Annotated in this window: 15 protein-coding genes, 1 tRNA gene and 1 pseudogene; 6 read left to right on the plus strand and 11 right to left on the minus strand. The window is 64.4% G+C overall.

Annotation, left to right across the window (positions count from 1 at the left end):
* The first annotated feature begins 159 nt into the window (after positions 1–159).
* The 3 genes and pseudogenes from yjjJ (at position 160) to ACVOJ1_RS11990 (ending at position 2,241) form a co-directional block, all read left to right on the plus strand.
* Entirely contained in the window at positions 160–1,560 is a 1,401-nt protein-coding gene (gene yjjJ, locus ACVOJ1_RS11980; protein ID WP_253119235.1) for a type II toxin-antitoxin system HipA family toxin YjjJ, read from the plus strand.
* Between the two features lie 65 nt (positions 1,561–1,625).
* Positions 1,626–1,701: transfer RNA gene (locus ACVOJ1_RS11985), tRNA-Ile, on the plus strand.
* 174 nt (positions 1,702–1,875) lie between these two features.
* Positions 1,876–2,241 (plus strand): annotated as a pseudogene (locus ACVOJ1_RS11990) (Arm DNA-binding domain-containing protein).
* Between the two features lie 848 nt (positions 2,242–3,089).
* Here ACVOJ1_RS11990 and ACVOJ1_RS11995 read toward each other — a convergent pair.
* From ACVOJ1_RS11995 to ACVOJ1_RS12030, 8 genes are all read right to left on the minus strand, one after another.
* Positions 3,090–4,685 (minus strand): serine hydrolase, encoded by a 1,596-nt coding sequence (locus ACVOJ1_RS11995; RefSeq protein ID WP_263175950.1) that lies wholly within the window; start codon positions 4,683–4,685, stop codon positions 3,090–3,092.
* Positions 4,686–4,698: 13 nt separating this feature from the next.
* Positions 4,699–5,823: a YkvI family membrane protein gene (locus ACVOJ1_RS12000; RefSeq protein ID WP_263175948.1), complete on the minus strand. Its 1,125-nt coding sequence runs from the start codon at positions 5,821–5,823 to the stop codon at positions 4,699–4,701.
* 4 nt (positions 5,824–5,827) lie between these two features.
* Positions 5,828–6,880 carry an N-acetyltransferase DgcN family protein gene (locus tag ACVOJ1_RS12005; RefSeq protein ID WP_180876539.1) on the minus strand — a complete coding sequence of 351 codons (1,053 nt, stop codon included), beginning with the start codon at positions 6,878–6,880 and terminating at the stop codon, positions 5,828–5,830.
* A 60-nt stretch (positions 6,881–6,940) separates the two neighbouring features.
* On the minus strand, positions 6,941–9,286 hold the full coding sequence (locus ACVOJ1_RS12010; RefSeq protein WP_346480474.1) for a TonB-dependent receptor: 2,346 nt from the start codon (positions 9,284–9,286) through the stop codon (positions 6,941–6,943).
* 140 nt (positions 9,287–9,426) lie between these two features.
* The gene (locus ACVOJ1_RS12015; RefSeq protein WP_346480475.1) at positions 9,427–11,133 is read right to left on the minus strand and encodes an N-acyl-D-amino-acid deacylase family protein; all 1,707 of its coding nucleotides are present in this window, start codon (positions 11,131–11,133) and stop codon (positions 9,427–9,429) included.
* Between the two features lie 13 nt (positions 11,134–11,146).
* Positions 11,147–12,418, minus strand: coding sequence for a peptide MFS transporter (locus ACVOJ1_RS12020; RefSeq protein ID WP_346480476.1), 1,272 nt, complete (start codon positions 12,416–12,418; stop codon positions 11,147–11,149).
* Positions 12,415–13,416 (minus strand): dipeptide epimerase, encoded by a 1,002-nt coding sequence (locus ACVOJ1_RS12025; protein WP_263175942.1) that lies wholly within the window; start codon positions 13,414–13,416, stop codon positions 12,415–12,417. The genes ACVOJ1_RS12020 and ACVOJ1_RS12025 overlap by 4 nt, the downstream gene beginning before the upstream one ends.
* A 61-nt stretch (positions 13,417–13,477) precedes the next feature.
* The gene (locus ACVOJ1_RS12030; protein WP_346480477.1) at positions 13,478–15,511 is read right to left on the minus strand and encodes a serine hydrolase domain-containing protein; all 2,034 of its coding nucleotides are present in this window, start codon (positions 15,509–15,511) and stop codon (positions 13,478–13,480) included.
* Between the two features lie 245 nt (positions 15,512–15,756).
* Here ACVOJ1_RS12030 and ACVOJ1_RS12035 point away from each other — a divergent pair, with 245 nt between their 5' ends.
* A complete protein-coding gene (locus ACVOJ1_RS12035; RefSeq protein ID WP_164151289.1) occupies positions 15,757–16,476 on the plus strand; it encodes a helix-turn-helix domain-containing protein in 720 nt (239 codons plus the stop codon).
* A 146-nt stretch (positions 16,477–16,622) separates the two neighbouring features.
* Here ACVOJ1_RS12035 and ACVOJ1_RS12040 read toward each other — a convergent pair whose 3' ends face one another.
* On the minus strand, positions 16,623–17,558 hold the full coding sequence (locus ACVOJ1_RS12040; RefSeq protein WP_346480478.1) for a LysR family transcriptional regulator: 936 nt from the start codon (positions 17,556–17,558) through the stop codon (positions 16,623–16,625).
* 99 nt (positions 17,559–17,657) lie between these two features.
* On the opposite strand from ACVOJ1_RS12040, the gene ACVOJ1_RS12045 reads away from it, so the two are divergent.
* Positions 17,658–17,984, plus strand: a complete 327-nt coding sequence (locus ACVOJ1_RS12045; RefSeq protein WP_065174462.1) for a nuclear transport factor 2 family protein — start codon at positions 17,658–17,660, stop codon at positions 17,982–17,984.
* Entirely contained in the window at positions 17,981–18,763 is a 783-nt protein-coding gene (locus tag ACVOJ1_RS12050; RefSeq protein WP_263175937.1) for an SDR family oxidoreductase, read from the plus strand. The genes ACVOJ1_RS12045 and ACVOJ1_RS12050 overlap by 4 nt, the downstream gene beginning before the upstream one ends.
* Positions 18,764–18,788: 25 nt before the next feature.
* Here ACVOJ1_RS12050 and ACVOJ1_RS12055 read toward each other — a convergent pair whose 3' ends face one another.
* On the minus strand, positions 18,789–19,406 hold the full coding sequence (locus ACVOJ1_RS12055; protein ID WP_197600686.1) for a hypothetical protein: 618 nt from the start codon (positions 19,404–19,406) through the stop codon (positions 18,789–18,791).
* A 178-nt stretch (positions 19,407–19,584) separates the two neighbouring features.
* On the minus strand, positions 19,585–19,977 hold the full coding sequence (locus tag ACVOJ1_RS12060; protein ID WP_346480479.1) for a DoxX family protein: 393 nt from the start codon (positions 19,975–19,977) through the stop codon (positions 19,585–19,587).
* Between the last annotated feature and the right edge of the window lie 121 nt (positions 19,978–20,098).

Consider the following 20,098-nt stretch of genomic DNA (forward strand, 5'->3'; position numbering starts at 1 on the left):
CGGGGTTTTCCTTTTTTTTCGTAAATTAATTCGTAATTTAATTCGGATGGTGAAACCGCGCGACCCTATGGCAATCAATGGATTGTGTTGACCGGAGCCTTGCGCATCGCCTCACCATGTGGCAAGAATACGTAAATTAACTCGTAACGATATTGGTGCATGGCCCGTCCCCGCACTCACCTGGTCAACGACCTGCTGGAGCGCCTGCCCCCCGGGCAGGTGGTGCCGGCGGCCGATCTTCTGGCGGGCCTTGGGATCACTCGCCCGACCCTGGGGCGGCTGGTCGCCGACGCGGGAGGCGCGGTGGTGCGGCTGGGCCGCACCCGGGCCACTGCCTACGCCCAGCGCCAGGACACCCCCGCCGGCAGCGAATGGCCTCTCTTCCGCATGCGCGAAGATGGTCGTCTGGAAGAGCTGGGGCAGGTCGTGGCACTGCGCGGCGACACCTTCTACGTTCAGACGCAAGGGGATCGTCCGAATCTTGTCCGCCCGCCCGAGGGCGACATCATGGGTCACTTCCCGGGCCTGCCCTGGTATCTGGATGACCTGAGGCCACAGGGATTCCTGGGAAGAACGTTCGCCCACCGACGCGGACGTGAGCTTGGCCTCCCTGAGGACATCAACCGCTGGCAGCTTGGCGACACCCTTCAGGCGCTGGTGCGCGCAGGTGGTACCGATGTCGGCAATCTGCTGCTGGGCGGGGACGCGGTTTCGTCTGCTCTTGCGACGATGGACACACCGCCGGACCGCGTGCGCAGCGAGGATCGGCAGCAGCGCTATCCCGAATGGGCAACTGCTGCGCTGGAAGGCGAAGATGTCGGCTCCTCGCCCGGCGGCGAACAGCCCAAGTTCACCGCGACGGTCGAGCACGATGGCGGCCGCTATGCCGCGCTGGTGAAGTTCGCCCTGCCGGGCGCGGGGGAGGCTGCCGAGCGGTGGGCAGACCTGTTGGTCTGCGAGCATCTGGCGCTTGAGGTTCTGCGCGAGGCGGGTGTATCTGCAGCAGAATCGTCGCTCATCCAGACCGACAGCCACACCTTCCTGGAGGTGAAGCGGTTTGACCGCTCGCCGGGCACACTGGGACGGCGTGGATTCGTGTCGCTGTTGGCCCTGTCCTCGGCGTATGTGGGTGACGTAACCATGGATTGGGGGCAGGCGGGTGAGCAGTTGCTGGCGCAGCGGTGGATCCATCAGGAGACCGCAACCGCCCTGTCGCGGCTGCACGCCTTTGGGCAATTGATTGGCAATACCGATATGCATCAGGGCAACGTCGGCTTCCATCTGCTGGATCGCGGGGCGTTGCCGCTTGCCCCTGCCTACGACATGCTGCCGATGTCCCTGGCCCCCTCGCGAACCGGCGTTCTGCGGGCGACAACGCCGCTTCCCCCGGTCGCACCACGGCGCGCAGGCCAATTGGATCACCTGCACTGGGCGGCTCCGCTGGCGGTAGATTTCTGGGAGCGGGTAGCAGCGTCGGGCCTGCTGCGGTCCAAGGTGCTGCTGGAGGTGGCCGGACAGAATGCAGCTCGGGTCCGGGCCATGGGGAACCGTTTCGGCTGAGGCACGCTTCTGCGGCCGGTCGGTGGCGAGAGAAGGCCTGACTCAACTACACTTTCCCGTTGCACGGGCCTATAGCTCAACGGTTAGAGCAGAGGACTCATAATCCTTTGGTTCCAGGTTCGAATCCTGGTGGGCCCACCACATTGACGTCCAGTGAAGTCCGGGGATGTCCGATAGTGTTAAATCAAGCTTTTTTACGGCGCTTGACCGTCCATCGGCGTCCGTTCCCATCCACCTGCATCCGCAAATGAGTGAGTCAGGCTGTGAGTCGAGGATATGTAGTTGCCGACCCTGACTCACCAGCAGATGACTCACATGCTCACCGACACTAAAGTTCGCACACTGAAGCCCAAGGCAGCGGCCTACCGGATCGCTGACTCGAATGGGCTATGCATCGACGTGCGTCCGACGGGGTCGAAGGCTTGGCCCTACCGCTATAGGTAAGCCGGTAGGGCCAGCATCGTCGCCCTCGACGAGTACCCCTCAATGTCGCTGAAAGCTGCTCGCGCCGAACGTGACCGTCTACGTGCGCTGCTGCGCGGCGGAGCCAACCCTGCTCAGGTGGCAAGGGTCGATAACGCAGTGCAAGGAGAGTGCGCCGCAAACACCTTCGGTGCCATTGGAATGGAGTTGCTCGCCAAGCGGACGAAGGAAGGTCTTTCCCCTGGATCCGTTGGATGAGCCCTGCATTGCCTTGGCCTTGGCCCAGAACGGCAACAGCCCCCAAGACAACCGATCGACCTCCCGGCCCTCGCAGCTATACAGAATCACTGAGGCGCGCTGCGTCGGCGCCCAGTGTAGCTGGGCTGAATCTCGGCGAGGCCGGGGCCGAGGAACTGGCGCGAATCAAGGCAGCGCTGTGGCCACGCAGAACTTCGGCCGAGACCAAGCTGGAGGCCGAAGTACATGCAAGTTGAATCAGCGCATGGCAGTCATCCCGGCAAAAGGGGTGATCTTCGCGAGGACCAAGAACTGGGATTACTGTGAGCGGACACCACATTGGGTGACGGCCTCGATGTATCGAGCCTGTCGGCGCTTCAGGAATTTGCTGTAGAACCTGATATCGCTTCCCCCTCCAGTTCGAGGGGCGACCTCAACAAACTCCGCCGGGACGCCGCCATTGGAGTTCGACACGGAGTAGCCATCGGAACGGGGCTCAAGCACATACTGCCATCGTGATCCTCCAATGCTCACCTCTCCCCATGCGTCACGGACACAAGTGGCAGCGGCTAAGGGATCCTGATTGGACGAAAAAGTGGCTACAGGTCCGGTACTGCGCATGTCGCCAACAGAGGTGCAGGCTGCCAGCAGCATAAGGGTGATTCCGGCTGCTGCGATCCTGAGGTGTTGAGTCGTTCCGTGCATGCGGCAGCTCCATAGGAAGTGACGAACTGTGACGCAATAGCGAGAGGGCTTCAACAGTGTAGTAGTCAGTTCAGCCAGTTGCCGGCCGTGGCCTGGATCAACGTGAAGGACCCGGTGAGAGCGCAGGGCAGCAACCGCCCCCGCCCCTGGAGCGGCCAGGAAACCTATCTCCCGGCCGGCTCGAACCTGAGGTCCTGGTAGTCGTAACTGAAGTCCGCAAGCGGTGACGCCGCTTTCATCGTGATGTTCGCCACGTGTCCTTCCGCGTTCAACGCAAAGGTCACGAACGCGGGTTCGAGCGCCGTGTCATCCCAGTCGACGCGGAACGTGTCGTACTGCCAATGCCGCAGCGTACCCACCATGTTGGGGGTGCGGGTGAAATCCATGCGGAGCGTTCCCCCCTGTTCGGCGACGGTCGCTTCGCCATACCACGCATCCGCGTAGCGACCCACGTAGCCGCGTGCCGGCAGCGATGGACGCGAAGCGGTGCGTGCGATCGGCGCCATGTCTTTGAGTGCCTTCAATCCGCCGGTCAGGCGATCCTGGTACCAGCTCGAAAAAGCGCCCACCCAATCGCGCCGCTCAAAGCCCAGATAATGATCCATCAGCTCGTAACCGAGGCCACGGAGCACGTCCACGTCCTCGGCGTTCATCTGCAGGGCGATACCGAGTTTCCGGTCGGGTACCAGCACGACGAACGTGATCACACCGAACACCGCGCCGCCGTGCTGTATCACCTTCACACCGCGATAGTCCTGCACGTACCACCCGTAGCTGTAGCCGGAAAACTGCGGGGTGATGTCGCTGATCGGAGCCGGATAGGGGCTGATGGGGGTCGGCACCTGCGGTGTCCACATCGCGCGTGCGGAGGCCTCGCTGTACAGGCGCGTGCCACCATCGGGCAGCGCGCCCTGACCCAACTGCACCAGCATCCAGCGGGCAAAATCCTTTGCGCTCCACGACAGGCCGCCGGCGGGAGCGCCCACCTGGCCCAGACCTTCCCGCTCAGGCAGCATCTGCTGTTTTCCCAGGCCGCGCAGCCGTGCGTCCAGGCGTGCATGCGGTTGTACCCGATTGGCAGTGGCGAACCGGTTGGCCTCGTCGCTGACGGCGGTTGTCATGCCCAACGGCTTGAAGATCCGGTTGGCCACGAAGGTTTCCCAGGACTGCCCGCTGACCTGGCTTATCAGTTCACCGGCCACGATGTACAGGATGTTGTCGTACGCATACCCACTGCGGAAACTGGTGGCGGGCTTGAGATGGCGCAGTGCTCTCACGATCTCCATGCGCGTGCGGGACGTGCGCGGAATGAACAGGAGGTCGCCTGCGCCCAGTCCCAGGCCACTGCGGTGCAGCAGCAGGTCCGCCACGGTCATTTCGCGGGTGACCCACGGGTCGTACATGCGGAAGTCGGGCAGGTGGTCGATCACCTTGTCGTCCCATCCCAGCTTGCCCTCATCCACCAGAATCGCCAGCGCGGCGGCGGTAACGGCCTTGCCGGTCGAGCCGGTGGGAAAGATCGTATCGCCATCGACCGGCTCGCTGCCTCCCAGGCGGCGTACGCCATATCCCCGGGCCTGCACGATCTGCCCGTCCTTGACGATGGAGATCGCCATGCCCGGTACCTCGCGGGATTTCATCGCCTGCAGAACACGGGCATCAAAGTCCGCCGGCAGCGAGGACTGTGCGTGGGCCAGTGCCGCCACGCAGAAAAGCGCGCAGGAGATCATTGTCTTCCATGTTCTGGACGTGCGGGTCATGCGCGATCTCCGATCAGGAATGGGCGGTAGGCGCCGTGCGGCGCGCAGCACGTTGCAACAGGCGCCAGCTGCCAACGGTCAGCAGCGGCAGGATGTAGAGGCACAGGAACATATAGGCCAGTCCCCGGTAGCCCTGCGCGATCAGCGCCACGAGGCCCACGCGATCAGCGATGAAAATGGAGCCGACCAGCAGAACGCCGGCGATCATCGACCGTGCGGGCTTGCCCAGTCCCGCACCATCACCTCCTGCGAACGTACGGGCGATGCGTTCGTTGCAGGCATGCACGACGGCCGTTCCGCTTTCCAGCAGAGCGCTGAAGATCATCAGCTGGAACAGCACATGGAATACCGGCAGGTTCAACTGGCGCAGGATGAAGTCCGAAGGCAGCGCGACGGTTCCGATCTGCGGATACCACGCCAGCATGCACAGGAAGAAGAACAGCCCCGGGAGCATCGCCAGCGGGCCGGACAGCACGCCGGCCACCACGGCATCGCGACGGCTGAGGAAGTGCCTGGCCAGCGGCAGTATGATCACCGCGCCGACGATGTTGTAACCCGCGTAGGTCAAGCCGCCCTGGAGCCAGCCGGTGGTCGGTTGCGGCTCCGACAGCGTGGTGAACGCCGCATCGCCGAAGCGGGCCAGCACCAGCACCAGGAAGGCGGCATAGGTGCCATACAGCAGTACGGAGACCCATTTGAACAGGGCCTCCACGGTATCGTTGCCGAAGGTGACGAAGAATCCGATGGTCACCATCAGCAGCAGCGTGCCGGCCAGTGTCGGCCAACCCAGCAACGCCGAAAAGATTTCCCCTGCCGCTGCTCCGAACACCGCCAGGATGAGCACCATGAAGATGCCGTACGCCAGCTCGAACAGGAAAGCGAACGGCCCCAGCAGCATTTCAAAGAAGCTGCGGTAGTCGAAACTGCGGGTGGCGTGCGCCAGCGCGAAGGTCAGTGCGCAGACGAGGCTCCAGCAGGCCATCGCTACCAGGATCGCCAGCATGCCGCCCTGGGGGCCGCTGGGAATGAAGTATTCCGCCAACTCGCGGCCCGTCGCGTATCCGCCGCCGATCACCGCGGCCTTGAAGGCAAGACCGGGAAGTATCCAACGTTGGAATCGCGTCGCGGCGTTGGTCATCGGCTCATTCTGCCTGCTTGGCCAGGCAGGCGCTTACCAGGGCATCGAATGATTCCCCACCCCGCACGGGATCGGCCACGGGCATGCCGAGGCGGTCGGAAAGCGCATTGATGGCGCGGTACGCGGCGTCCGCCTCCAGTTTCGCGGTATTGAGGCTGATGCCGGCGCAACGGATGTCCGGGTTGGTGCGCGATCCCAGGGTCAGGGCCAGCTCGACCGTGTCTTCCAGCGAGGGGAGCGCATAGTGGGGATAGCCCAGCACATGGTCGCGTCCATGCTCGTGGCAGACCACCACCACGTCCGGCTGGCTGCCATGCAGCAGGGCCAGTGATACGCCGGCGTAGGCGGGATGTGAGAGCGATCCCTGGCCTTCGATCACGTCCCAATGGCAGGGGTCCGCATCGGGAGACAGCATTTCAGCTGCGCCGGCGGCGAAATCCGCGATGACCGCGTCCATCGGAATGCCGGCGCCGGCGATCAGGATGCCCGTCTGACCACTGGCGCGGAAATCCGCATCAACCCCGCGGGCCTGGAACGCGCGGGCCAGCGTGAGCGCCGTGTATTTCTTGCCGAGCGCGCAATCGGTGCCGACAGTGAGCAGGCGTTTGCCCGTGCGACGGATGCCGCTGGCGATGGGCAGGTTGCGTGGTGGCTCACGGACATCGATCAGCCTACGGCCGAGCGCGCGTGCCGCGTTGCGAAGGGTATCGATGTCCGACAGCCGCATGTGCATGCCGCCGATCAGGTCCAGGCCGGCTTCCAGTGCCTGCAACAGCAACGGAATCCACGCGTTGGGGATATGTCCGCCGGGGTTGGCGACGCCGATCACCATCGCCCGGGCGCCCGCCATGCGGGCATGCTCGGGGGTGAGAAAGGGCAGGCCGGCGCTGACGCCGACATCCTCGCACGCGAACTCACCCACGCAGCGCTCGCGTGCCCAGTCGCGAAGGCCGTAGGCGGTCTTCGCATAGTTCGGCTCCCGGGTGTCGCCGAGGAACAACAGGTAGGGCTGCGGAAGCGCTGCGGCTTCGTGCAAGCTCGAAACGGCGGTCTGCATGCGCGGGTCCCGAAGGGGGTGGGAGGATGAACGGCGGCAGTGAAGCGATGCAGGCCAGGCTCAGAACCGGAAGTCCAGCTCCATGCCGTACGTCCGCGGTTGTACGGGGACTGCGGCCACGTGCGAGTTGACCCGCGACAGCGCACCGGCGACGCGTGCCAGCGTCAGCCAGCCGTCCTCCCCGGTCACGTTGTTGACGTAAGCACGCAGTTCCCAGCTGCCACGGCCGATGCCGGCATACAGGTCGAGGGAATGGTTACTGCCGAGCTTCAGCGGCGAGGTGATGACGTCCGGCATCACCTGGGTATCTGGATCACCGGGGGCAGTGAAGCGCTGCCGTTCGGTGGTGCCATTGAAGCGTTCACCGGTCCAGCGGAACGCGCCGCCGATCTGGCCGTTGTAGCCGTTGGCGGTGGAAAACGCGTATTCGGCGGTCGCCGTCCAGGACAGTCGCGGGGAATACGGCATGCGATCGTCGGCCAGGCCGGTCCACTGGATGAAATCAAACCCATCCTGCGGAATCACGGTAGGGTCAAAATCGTTCTTCAGCCGTGAGTTGGTGTAGGCACCGTTGAGCCCGAGCGTCAATGCATCGGTGACACTGAACTGCGAAGAAAGCTCAACGCCTTCGCTGGTGGCCTGGCCGCCATTGACCAGGCCGCTGATGCCGTTGAACGAAGAGGAAACCTGGATGTCGTCCCAGTCGATGCGGAAGACGGAAAGATCGAACGTGACGCGGCGATCGGCGAACTGCGATTTGATGCCGACCTCATAGCTGTCGAGCATCGACGAATCCACCTGCGGCGGAATGCCGACCATCGCCACGTTGGGGCCACCGGGCTGGTACCCGGTGGCGACGCGGGCATACAGCATGATGTCGTCGGAGAGCTTGAACTGCGGGCTCACGCTCCAGGTGAACACATTCTCGCTGGAGGTTCCGGTGGTTACACCGATCGGCGCGAGGATGCCTTCCGATACCCGCTGGCTGTACCACTGGTCATTGCGCGCCTGGCGGACGCCGAGGTCCAGCTTGAAGCGATCGCTGATGCGCCAGGAGCCATTGGCGAACACCGCGTATTCCTTGTAGGTGCTGGGCAGGCCAATGACCGCCAGGGTGCCGAACTGCGCATCGTAGGGCGGCGGCAGCGGCGTGCCATCCCGCTCGGCGAGATTGGCCACCTGATCCTGCTTGCTGTCTTCCTTGGTGTAGAAGCCACCGACCATCCATTCGAATGTTCCACCATCCTTGGACAGCAGGCGGAACTCCTGGGTGATCTTGTCCATGTCGTAACCGTAGCGCAGGCTGGAACTTCCCGGCGCGGGCAGGCCCAGCAACAGGTCGGCCACTTCACCGAACTGTGTCGTCGCGTCGATCTGGTCCATGGTCTTGGTCTGCGACCAGCCGGTTGCGGATACGAGATTGCCCCAGCCCAGGTCCCAGTCCATGCTCAGCGACACCAGCGTCAGGTCCTTGGAGAAGGGACGCGGCTGCCAGACGGTGTCCTTCTGTTCGCCGAACAGCGGCGTCAGTGTTTCCGGATCGAGCGCCACACCGGCGCGATCATCACTGCGGATACGCTGGTGCAGCACCGACAGTCCGAGATCGAATGCATCACCATCCCAGGCCAGCGCAGTACGGGCACCGATCTGGTCGCCGGTGTTGATGTCCTTGCGGCCGTCGATGACGTTGTCGGTGAAGCCGGCAAGACCGTTGCGGGCGAAGCTCATGCGCAGGCCGAGCCGCTCGTCCTTCAGCGGCAGGCTGGCGCCCAGGCGCGCGTTCCAGGCTTGGCCGCCGCCCTGCACGGAGCGCAGGCCGAAACCCACACGGGTTTCTTCACCCACTACTTCCGGCGCGCGGGTCACGTACTTCAGCAGGCCACCAATGGCGCCTGCGCCGTACAGGGTGCCCTGCGGACCGCGCAGTACTTCGACGCGGCTGATGTCGTAGGGCATCAGGTCGAGCATCAGCGCACTGGCGCCCTGGTAGATGCCGCTGGAGCCGACGGGCACGTCGTCGATGTAGGTGGCCACCGTCGCGCCGGACGACAGCGCGGAGATGCCGCGCAGGGACACGCGGGTCAGGCCAGGGGTGCCGTCGTTCTGCACCTGCAGGCCGGGAATATAGGCGGCATAGTCTGACAGCGAGACCGCGCCGGTGTTTTCCAACTGGCGTTCACCGATCACGCTGATCGAGGCGCCCACTTCACGCACATTCTCTTCGCGCTTGTTGGCAGTGACCACCACGGTATCGAGCTGCTGGGCATCGGTGCGCTGGGCACCTGCGTTCGCCGCGTTCGTGCCGTCCTGTGCGAGTGCCGAAGCACTGCAACAGGCCAGCGCGCCAGCGATCGAAAGGGAAAGGTGGGTGCGGTACCACGGCCGTGCGGACTGGAACTGGGTCATGCCTGCTCTCCCGGGCAAGGTTGAATCAGTGATGGTCTGGCGTCGACATGTCGCCCTTCGCACGCGATCTGTCCTGATCCGGGATAATGATCCTAATCAGAGAATTGTCAATACATTCAGAAAAATCATGTGTGAAGCGGTCAGCGCGTGGCTGGCGTCCAGCCCGGCCCTCGGACCACCTGGCCCGGCGTGGCGCCGGTATGCTCGCCTTCGCGCAGCACCTGTACGCCGTTGACGAAGACATCGCTGACGCCGGTCGCGTACTGCTGGGGTTTTTCGTAGGTCGCGTGATCGGTGATGGTGCCGGGATCGAAGATCACGATGTCGGCATGACAGCCCGCGCGCAGGCAACCCCGATCAGTCAGCTTCCAGTTGCTGGCCGGCAGGCCGGTAAGTCGGTGGATGCCCTCTTCCAGCGGCATCAGCTTGCGGTCGCGGACGTAGTGGCCGAGGAAACGCGCCACGTTGCCGTAGGCGCGCGGATGCGTGCTGGATTTCAGGAAAACACCTTCCGGCGCGGCGGACTCGGCATCCGAACCCAGGCTCACCCACGGCTGCTTCAACCCCAGCTCGATGTTGTCCTCGCTCATCAGGAAGTAGGCGGTGCCGATGCGGTGGTCGTCCTCGACGATCAGGTCCATCGCTGTTTCTTCAACGGATGTCCCGCGTTCACGCGCGATCGCTGCCAGTGACTTTCCGGCCAGGGGCTTCAGTGCTTCGCTCTTGAATTCGATCGGAACCAATCGTTCATCCGATGCGGCGAGCATGCGCAGGTTCTCCCAGGGCACGTTCGGATCGCGCATTTCGGCGATCAGCCGCGCGCGCGTGGCGGGATCCTTGAGCCGCCGGATCATCGCGTCGTGGCCACCGGCCTGCAGCCACGGTGGCATGCTCGCCGCAAGCCATGTCCCGCCTGCGGTGTAGACGTACATGTCCGCACTCAGCTTGAGTCCTTCCTTGCGCGCTGCCTCGATGCGATCGATCGCCTGCTGCATCTTCGGCCAGTTCTTCTCGCCGGCTGCCTTCAGGTGGTAGATCTCGGCATGCTGGCCGGTTGCACGTGCGATGGCCACGACCTCATCGATGCCTTCGAGCAGGCGATCGGCTTCGCTGCGCATATGGGAGATGTATCCGCCACCGGATTCGGCAGCGGCCTTGGCCAGCGCGATCAGTTCGTCGGTTTCGGCGAACCTGCCCGGCGGGTAGATCAACGAACTGCCTACGCCCAGCGCTCCTTCGCGCATCGCCTGGCGAACCACGTCCTGCATGCGGGAAAGCTGCTCGGGGGTTGGCTTGACGTCGTCCTCGCCGAGCTCATGGATGCGGACCGTCGCAGTGCCGATGAACGACGCGACATTGGGTGTGACGCCCCGCTGCTGCAGATGTTCCAGGTAGCCACCGAGGGTGGTCCAGGGGATGTCGTATCGGATATCGGCCTGCTGCTTGAGGGCATCGGCCTTCATGCGTTCGTTGACCGGTCCCATCGACCAGCCTTCGCCGAAGATCTCCAGCGTCACCCCCTGCTTGGTATCACTGACACCGCGTCCATCAACGATGAGCGACTCCGTCGCCCAGCTCAGCACGTTGATGAAACCCGGGGCGACTGCCTTGCCGCCGGCGTCGATCTCCTTCCCGGCGAGCGCCGCCTTGCCGGCGGGCAACAGCTCCACGATGCGACCATCCCGCACTGCCACGTCCACGCGCTGGGGCGAACTGCCGCTGCCGTCGTAGACCACGCCGTTGCGGATTACCAGGTCGTAGCGCGGGAGCGCATCGGCGCTGCGGGCCGTGGTACAGGCGGCGAGGGCGAGGGTGAAGGCGAGCAGGGTCGGCGTGAATCGCGGCATGGTGCTTTCTCCATCATGATGACAACGAACGTATCGGCCGATCCAGCCGCCACAGGATCAGCGCGGCAACCGCGGCCAGCCCGGCAAGCAGCAGGAAGAAGCCGGCGTGGCTGGTCCTCGACCACAGCGTGCCCACCAGTCCCGCCAGCAGGCTGCCGCTGAAGACGGCGAGGAACCAGGAGGCAACGGTGGTCGCGCCCAGGCGCGGTGGCGCGAGCCGGGCGAACAGCCCCAGCCCGGTCGGCAGGATGTACAGCTCACCCAGCGTCAGGATCATGAAGAAGGCCACCAGCCAGAGTCCGTTGACCAGCATCTGGCCGGCACCCGCAGCGAGCCCGGCAAGCAGCACGTAGGCGACGGCGACGATCAAGGCACCGATGGCCATGCGACGGGCCGGGGAGGATTCACGGCCCTGGTCTGCACGACGTCGCCACTGGGCCAGCAGTACGGGGGTGATCGCGATCACCAGCAGCGGATTGAGCGACTGGAACCACGTCATCGGTACCAGGAAGCCTCCGACCACACGGTCAACGCGGCTGTCGATCCACAACGGCAGCGTGTTGCCGATCTGCTCGTAGGCGCCACGGAAAATCGTCGCGGCCAGTCCAACGCCCAGCAGCAACCACCAGATCCGCGGGTCGCTGCGGGTGGGCCCGGCATCGGTGATCACCCGCGTGCGGCGGGGGGGCTCCGGTGGCAGGTAACGGCGACCGGCCACGTAGATCAGCAGCCCGATGAACATGCCGATGCCGGCGGCGCCGAAGCCATAATGCCAACCGTACAGTTCGCCCAGGGTGCCGCACACCAGCGGGGCCAGCAGGCCACCGATGTTGAGGCCGACATAATAGATGTTGTAGGCCCGCCCACGGCGGGGATCGTCGCTGGCGTACAGGTCGTTGATCTGGCTGGGTAGACTGGGCAGGAACAGGCCATTACCCAGCGCGATCGTCGCCAGCGCGGGGTAGAACATTGAATCGAACGCCATCAGGAAATGGCCGAAGGCCATGATGCTGCCGCCCAGGATGACCGCGTTGCGCTTGCCGAGATGACGATCAGCGATGATCCCGCCGATGATCGGCGTGAAGTACGCCATCGCCGTGTACAGGCCGTAGACGAAAGATGCTTTTTCCTGTGCGAAGAGCAGCTGCTTGGTCATGTAATAGACCAGCATCGTGCGCATGCCATAGTAGGAGAACAGCTCCCACATGTTGGTCAGGAACAGGATCGTCAGTCCGCGCGGCTGGCCGAACCAGGTCTTGCCATGGAGATCGGCCGGCATGCTCATGGGTGGGTCCGCGGCCCCCATACCTCGTCGCCGCAATCGATGAAACCATCCACGTAACGTACCGAAGGCGTGCGATCCTTCACCAGGAAGGTGGGGCCGTCCAGATCGACGATGTCGCAGAACTGCCCGAGCACGAAGGCCGGTGCCGCCGCGAGGCTGGTCCCGCACATGTTCCCGACCATCACCTGCTTGCCCAGCTCACGCGCGCGACGGGCCATCATCAGGCCTTCGGTCAGCCCGCCACATTTGTCGAGTTTGATGTTGATGACGTTGAAACGATGGTGCAACGCTTCCAGTTCGGCCAGGTCAAGGATGCTTTCATCGGCGGCGAAGGGCAGTGGGCGTTCGATGCCGTCCAGGTCGGATTCGTGCCCGCGCCGACAGGGCTGTTCCAGCAGCGAGATGTGCGCCTGGACCAGTGCCGGCAGCAGCAACGGCAGCGTGGCCGCGGTGTAGCCCTGGTTGGCGTCCACCCCGATCCACGGCGTCGGACAGCGTGCGCGTACGGCGCGCACGCGAGCTGTGTCCAGTTCGGGGTCGCCTGTCAGTTTGAGTTTCAGCGCGCGTGCCTGCGCATAGGCGGCTGCGCGCTCGGCCATGACCTCCGGTGTATCAGCGCCCACCGTGAAGGTCGTCAACAGCGGGCGCACACCATCCAGGCCGGCCAGCTGCCATACCGGCAGCCCGCTGCGCTGTGCCTCCAGTTCCCACAGCGCGGCATCCAATGCATTGCGCGCGCCACCTGCGGGCAGCAGCTGGCGCAGCACATCGCGGTCGATGCCGGCTTCGATGCGTGGACGCAGTGCTTCCAGCGTGGCTTTCATCGTGTCCGGCTGGTCGTCGTTGTAGTAGACGCCGGCAGCCTCGCCGCGGCCGATGAAGTCCGCGTCGTACAGGGTCGCCACGGTGGCGGGCATTGCCTCGAAGACATGTCCGGCGATGCGGAACGGTGCCGACATCGGCAACGGTTCGTTGTGCAGCTCAAGTCGAAGGGCCACCACTGCCTCGTGCAGAAGGAAGGAGGTGGGCGGCCGGCGGAGGCCCCGCCGGCCGGTGGCATCAGTAGTTCGCGCCGAATCCGATGACATGCTGCGCGAAGCCGAGCCACAGCAGGAACAGGCAGGCCAGTGCCAGCAGCACGGCCCACAGCTTGGCCAACCATCTGCGCTGACTGCGCAGGACATGCCAGGCATTCCAGACCGCGAACGCTGCGCCGACGGGCAGGGCAACGGTGGCGAACAGGCGCATCGCATTGATCATGACGTCGCTTCTTGGCGAGGTCATTTCCAGGGCGCTCAGCATGCTCGCCACGAGCGCCAGCGCGGCGCTCGTGGCCAGCAGCGAGAGCAGCGCACCGATCCGCACCAGGCGATGGGCGCGTGCGTCCACGCCGCTCAGCCGGTAGGGCACGCCATAATAACGACGGACCAGTGCCGACACCGGCCAGGCGACCACGGTCAGCAGCACGACGATCAGGCTGGCGATCAGCAGCGGCAGGTAGGCGGCGTGCCAGCTCGACAGGCGCTGGAAAACCATGATCGGTGCGTACGGTTCCAGGGTGAAGCGCGTGACCTTTCCTTCCACCACGTCTGCCGCCAGGCGATCGGTGCTGGTGGTGTCCTGCCAGACGTATGGTGCGATCTCGCGCCACTTCTTCGGCGCGCCACCGTAGCCGATCGCCGCGCTCACGGTAAGGGAGCCATCGTCGTTGGCGATGACCTTTACTGGTCCCAGAAGATTGGAAAGCGACACGAAGCTGCTGTCCGCACGGCGGCTGCTTACGTACGTGCCTGCCATCTGTGAAGCGTGCAGGAGGGCCTCCTCCTTCGACACGCCCTGTGGTGCGGCCGGCTTGCCGGGCAGGTAACGGTCGGCGAAACCGCGCGACAGCGCAGTGCGGATGTGTCCGGTTGCCCCGTCGCGCCCGGCGCTGTTCATCGACACGAACAGGCCGATGCCATCGTCCAGGAACAGCTGCAGGTCACTATGGAACCACTGGGTATCGCCACCATGCGAAATGGCACGGTGGCCATTGACCGAGGTCTCGTAGAAACCCAGCATCATCCGGTTCAGCGGTCCGATCGACGCCTGACCGGTGGAGTGCATCTGCTGTGCAGTGGCGGCATCGAGGATGCGCGCATCACCAAAAGCACCGTCCTGCAGGTGGGCGATCATGAAACGGCCCATGTCCGATCCCGTGGCGGCCAGGCTGCCGGCGGGCGCCAGGCTGATGAATTCATACTCCTTGGCCTCGCCGGACGATGCGCGCTCATATCCCTTGGACATGCCGGACAGCAGCGTTGCCGGCAATGGCTGGCGGAAACTGGAGTGTTTCATGCCCAGCGGTTTGAAGATCTGCGCGTCGATGTAGTCGTAGAACGGCTGGCCCGAGGCGCGCTCGACGATGTAGCCGGCCAGTGCCGTGGCGTAGTTCGAATAGGCCGGTGTGGTGCCCGGTGCGTAGATGCGCTCGGGTGTCCAGTTCTTGAGTGCATCACCGAGCGGTACCACCTCGTCCAGGCGGGAGGTGATCAGCCCGCGGATCTGCTCTTCCATTCCGGTGGTATGGGTCATCACGTGCCGCAGCGTGATGGGCTTGCCGTCACGCTGCGGTATCTTGAAATCAAGATAGGTGTTGATGTCGGCGTCCAGGTCCAGCTTGCCCTGGCTGACCAGTTGCATCACCGCCGTCCAGGTGAACAGCTTGGAGACAGAGCCGGGGCGGAACAGCGTGTTTTCCGGATCAACGGGTGCGCGCTTCTCCAGGTCGGCGTATCCGTAGCCTTTCTGCACCAGGATCCGCCCATCCTTCACCACCACCACGACGGCGCCGGCGATGTCGCCGTTGGCCAGTGCATAGGGCATGATGCCGTCCAGCCAGGCCTCGGCGTCTTCGCGGGTCAGTACCGGCGCGCCTGCAGACGGCGCGGAAGGCGTGTTCTCTGCGGCCGGCAGCAAGGAGGGCGCGGTGGGTACGGGCGCCGTTGTCGGCGGCACCGATACGGGCGGAGCGATGGCCTGCTGGGCCTGCAGCGGCAGAGCAGCGACCATGGTCAGCACCGCGCTGCACAGGAGGACAGGGATCTTACGCATCGAACGGTCTCCGAACTGAAGCGACTGGACGGCCTCCTGTGCGTCTGGCACGTCGCACGGTGGCGGATATATCCTGATTTGGCGATAATGATCCTAATCAGAGAATTGTCAACCCGTGCCGAAAGTCCCGGGCCAGGGTGCCTGGGCAGGGAACTGCTCTTTCCAAAGGACATCCCCGAGGGTGATCATGACCCGGGCTGGGAGGTTCCAGCAGAAGTACTGGTGTTCCAGGAGATACCGCAAGAATGACGTCACAACACCCCACCATTGGCGGACTGCTGCGGTCGCTGCGCGCTCGCAAGGGTTGGACGCTCAAGCAGATGAGCGAACACTCCGGCATTCCGCTGTCCACCTTGTCCAAGGTCGAGCACGATCGCCTGACCCTCAGCTATGACAAGCTCCTGCAGCTCGCGCAGCGGCTGCAATTGCGGATGTCCGAGCTGTTCGCCGAGGATGCCGATGCCGTAGAGCCCTCGGTGACCGCGCGCCGCAGCATCGGCCGCATTGAGGACGCGATCCGGGTCACCACGCCAAACTATGACTATTTCTATCTCTGCCCGGAGCTGCGCCGCAAGCGCATGATCCCGGTACTGACCCGTGTGCGGGCGAAAACCATCGAGGAATTCGGTGCCCTGGTACACCACTCCGGCGAGGAGTACATCCACGTACTCGAAGGCCGCATGGAAGTGCATACCGAATTCTACGATCCGGTCGTACTCGAGGCCGGGCAGTCGGTCTACATCGATTCCAACATGGGCCACGCCTACATCGCGGCCGAGGGCTGTGACGAGGTGGTGCTGCTTGGGGTCTGCTCCAGCAGCGACGAGCATCTCATGGAGTCGCTGCTGACGCTGCATGGCGACGAAAATGCGGTGCGCCCCGGCAAGGTGGAACGCCTCCCGCCACCGACGAAGATGGTGCCCAAGGCGCGTCGCCGGAAATCCCCGGCGTCATCGAAGGCCTGAAGCGAAGGCCGCCGGGCGTGCGTCATCGTGCGCGGCGGCCGGATCCCGTCATGGCCGATCCTGCAGCGCGAAGCGGACCGTCGCCTCGACGTGGATCGGATATCCAGAACTGTTTCAGTTCGTTTGCGGGTGGACCCACCCCATCCTCAGCGCAACCGCACCTCCGTCTGCTTCCCTTCTTCGAATGGCCCTTGATCCAGAAGACAGTCGATGAAGGCGCCCAGCAGGGCGGGTCGATGCTGCCGGCTCGGGTAGTAGAGGAACAGCCCGGGGCGCGAGATCGACCAGTCCGACAGGACCCGGACCAGCCGCCCCTGGGCCAGGAGTTCGCCTACGCCGTCCTGCTCGAAGTGATAGGCAATGCCGAGCCCACCCAGCGCAGCAGCAATGCCGACGTCAGCGTGATTGGTGATGACGGGGCCATCGACGGCTAGATCGAGCCGATGCCCCTGCTTCTCGAACTCCCAGCGATAGTGCCTGCCATCCATCTCGAGTCGCCAGTTGATGCACGCGTGCTCGTGCAGCTCGGCCGGAGAGGTGGGGGTGCCTCGACGTGAGAGGTAGTCGGGGGATGCCACCGCCATCATCTTCATGTCGGGAGTAAGACGGACGGCCACCATGTCCTTTTCGAGCTGGCCGCCGACGCGGATGCCTGCATCAAAGCGGCCCCGGACGATATCGGCCAGCGCATCGTCGACCACGATGTCGAGCGCGACATCAGGATGCGCGCGATGGAAGCGCGCAAGCCGTGGGGCGATGACCGTCCTTGCCGCGATGCCCAGCGTGTTGATGCGAAGCGTGCCGCTCATCCGCCCCGTCGCCTCACCGGCATCCGCCACTGCAGCAGCCATCTCCCGGAACAGCGGGGCGATGCGCCTGTAGAGCAGTTCGCCCGTTGCCGAGGGTGCGACGCTGCGCGTGGTGCGATTCAGAAGGCGGGCGCCGATGCGACCTTCGAGCTGGCGGATCGTCTGGCTCAGCGCCGAAGGCGACAGGCCAAGATGCTCTGCGGCTCGCGCAAAACTCTGACGCTCCACGACGGCAACAAAGGCCCTGAGTTCAGCAAAGTCGGATCCGCGCATTATGTACTCGTTTCTAAAGAGCCCATCCGGATTCTAGGATATTCAATAAATTAGCCTGGGTGCGCATCCTACGGGCCATCCACCCGAGGAGACAGAAACGTGAGCGCCTTGACCCTTCCCGAGCCCATTGCGGCGTACTTCGCGGCAGAGCAGAACCCGGACGCCTTGACGCAGTGCTTCACGGCACACGCGGTGATGAAGGACGACGGACATACCTACGTGGGCATCGACGCCATCAAGGCGTTCATGGCCGAGGCAACGGCCCGGTACCACGCGACGAGTGTGCCGTTTGCCATCGAGCGGCAGGACGACATCCACAGGGTGCAGGCCGACGTCACCGGTGACTTTCCCGGCAGCCCGACGGTTCTGACGTACCGCTTTCGACTGGAGCGCGGCCGGATCGCATCGCTGGAGATCACGGCATGAACTTCGACCTTCAACTGAAGGACCTGAGGGCAGTGGTCACAGGAGGAACGCTGGGACTGGGGGCTGCCGTTGTGAAAACCCTGGCGGAGGCCGGAGCGCGCGTGACGACGTCCGCGCGTACCGTTCCCACCCAGACGCGCGAGGGCGTCACCTACGTCGCTGCCGACCTGTCGACCGCGGAAGGCACGGATCACCTTGCGCAGGCCGTCCTCCGGCAGTGGGGAGGTGTGGACATCGTGATCAATGTGCTCGGAGGCTCGAACACGCCCGGTGGTGGCTTCGCTGCCATTAGCGATGCGCACTGGTTCGCCGAGCTGAACCTGAATCTCATGTCCGCGGTGCGCCTGGACCGTGCACTGCTGCCTGCGATGCTGCACCAGGGGTCGGGCGTGGTGATCCATGTCAGCTCGATCCAGCGCGTGCTGCCGCTGCCGGAGTCCACCACTGCGTACGCTGCGGCAAAGGGCGCTCTCACCACGTACAGCAAGTCGCTTGCCAGAGAGGTGACACCCAAGGGAGTGCGCGTACTGAGCGTTGCGCCGGGCTGGATCGAGACCGAGGCGTCCGTGGCGTTCGCGGCGAGGATGGCCGCAGAGGCCGGAACGGATTACGAAGGTGGCAGGAAGATCGTGATGGATTGGCTGGGCGGGATTCCGGTGGGTCGACCTGCCAAGCCACAGGAGGTGGCCGACCTGATCGCTTTCCTGGCCTCCCCGCGCTCTGCGTCGATCGCAGGGACGGAGTATCGGATCGATGGGGGTACGGTCCCCACCGTGTGATGAACGGGCTTGGCGTCGGCCACCCTTATTGGATCGCTGATGCGCTCCGGCTGACCGGCCCGGGTGCTGTCGGCAGCCGCTCGAAGGCAACGATCCGGCGCGAGAGCCATGGCCAGAACATCCGCCTGCGCAACAGCAGGCCGCGCACCTCATCCAGGCTTGCATGGAGCAGGCCGATGCGGTGCGCCAGCTCCTCCAGCGTACTGTCGGGCAGGCGCGCGAAGCCCTCCTGCTCGATATGCCAGTTGTCGGCGTACTCGATCAGCTGCACGCAGCGCATCTCCAGATGGATACGTGCGTGGATCACATCCCAGTCGATCAGCTCGTGCGTTGGAATCTGACGCAGCGAGTTGAGCATGTCCATGCCGCAGGTGCGGTGGTAGCGATACAGCTGTGTGTCGCCGGATCGATCCGTGGCCAGCTTCGCCGCCTGCAGGAACTGGAAGAGGGTGATGCCGCACAGTGTCAGCGAGGTGGTGATGCGGCGCTGGGTCTGCGCGCGGGACATCTGCCAGGGCACATAGATGGCAGCGAAGCCGATCACCACTGCCACCAGCACCTGTGACCAGTCCGCCCATTCGCCGACCGGCAGGCAGGGACGGCCGATGATCCAGGGGCAGAAGGTATCCACCGTGTCGCTCATGCAGGACCTTGCGCGTTGCCGATCTGGAGCACCACGTAATCACAGGCTCGCCGATGCAGGCAAGGCAGGGGGCCGCAACCGGCGCGGTGTCGGGCGCCGGCGCAGATCGCGAAGGCGGGGGAGCGGTGAAAAACGACACGCTGCCACCCCCGTCAGCCTCAGATGGACGAGCGTGCCCTCATCCGCGACGCCGGCGACCATCGATGCTGTAGCGGCCGGCGCCGGTGCAGGCCAGCAGAATGAAGCCACCGGCGATGCCCATGTTCTTCAGGAACATGATCTGCTGGGTGGGATCGTTGAACTGGTGATGGAAGATGAAGGCGGTCACCAGGCTGAAGGCGGCCAGGACCGCGGCGACCAGACGGGTCTGGAAGCCCAGCAGGATGCACAGGCCGGTAATGATCTCGAACGCGATGGTTGGCCACAGCAGGATGCCGGGCACGCCCATTGTCTCCATGTAGCTCTGCGTGCCGGCCAGGTTGCCGAGTTTGCCAAGGCCGGAGACCAGGAACAGCAGCATCAGCAGTACGCGTGCAACGACGATGGCAAGGGGAGGCGATGAGTGGTTCACGTCGATATCCTCAGGCGGAGACAGGCAGGGTGGCCGTGCGCGAGGGCACAGGAGATGGGCCGATCGGACTCCAGAGCCGGTGAAGCCCGCGTTGAGAGCATTCCGCGCAGAGGGCTGCGGG

The sequence above is a fragment of the Stenotrophomonas sp. STEN225 genome (assembly GCF_056756445.1).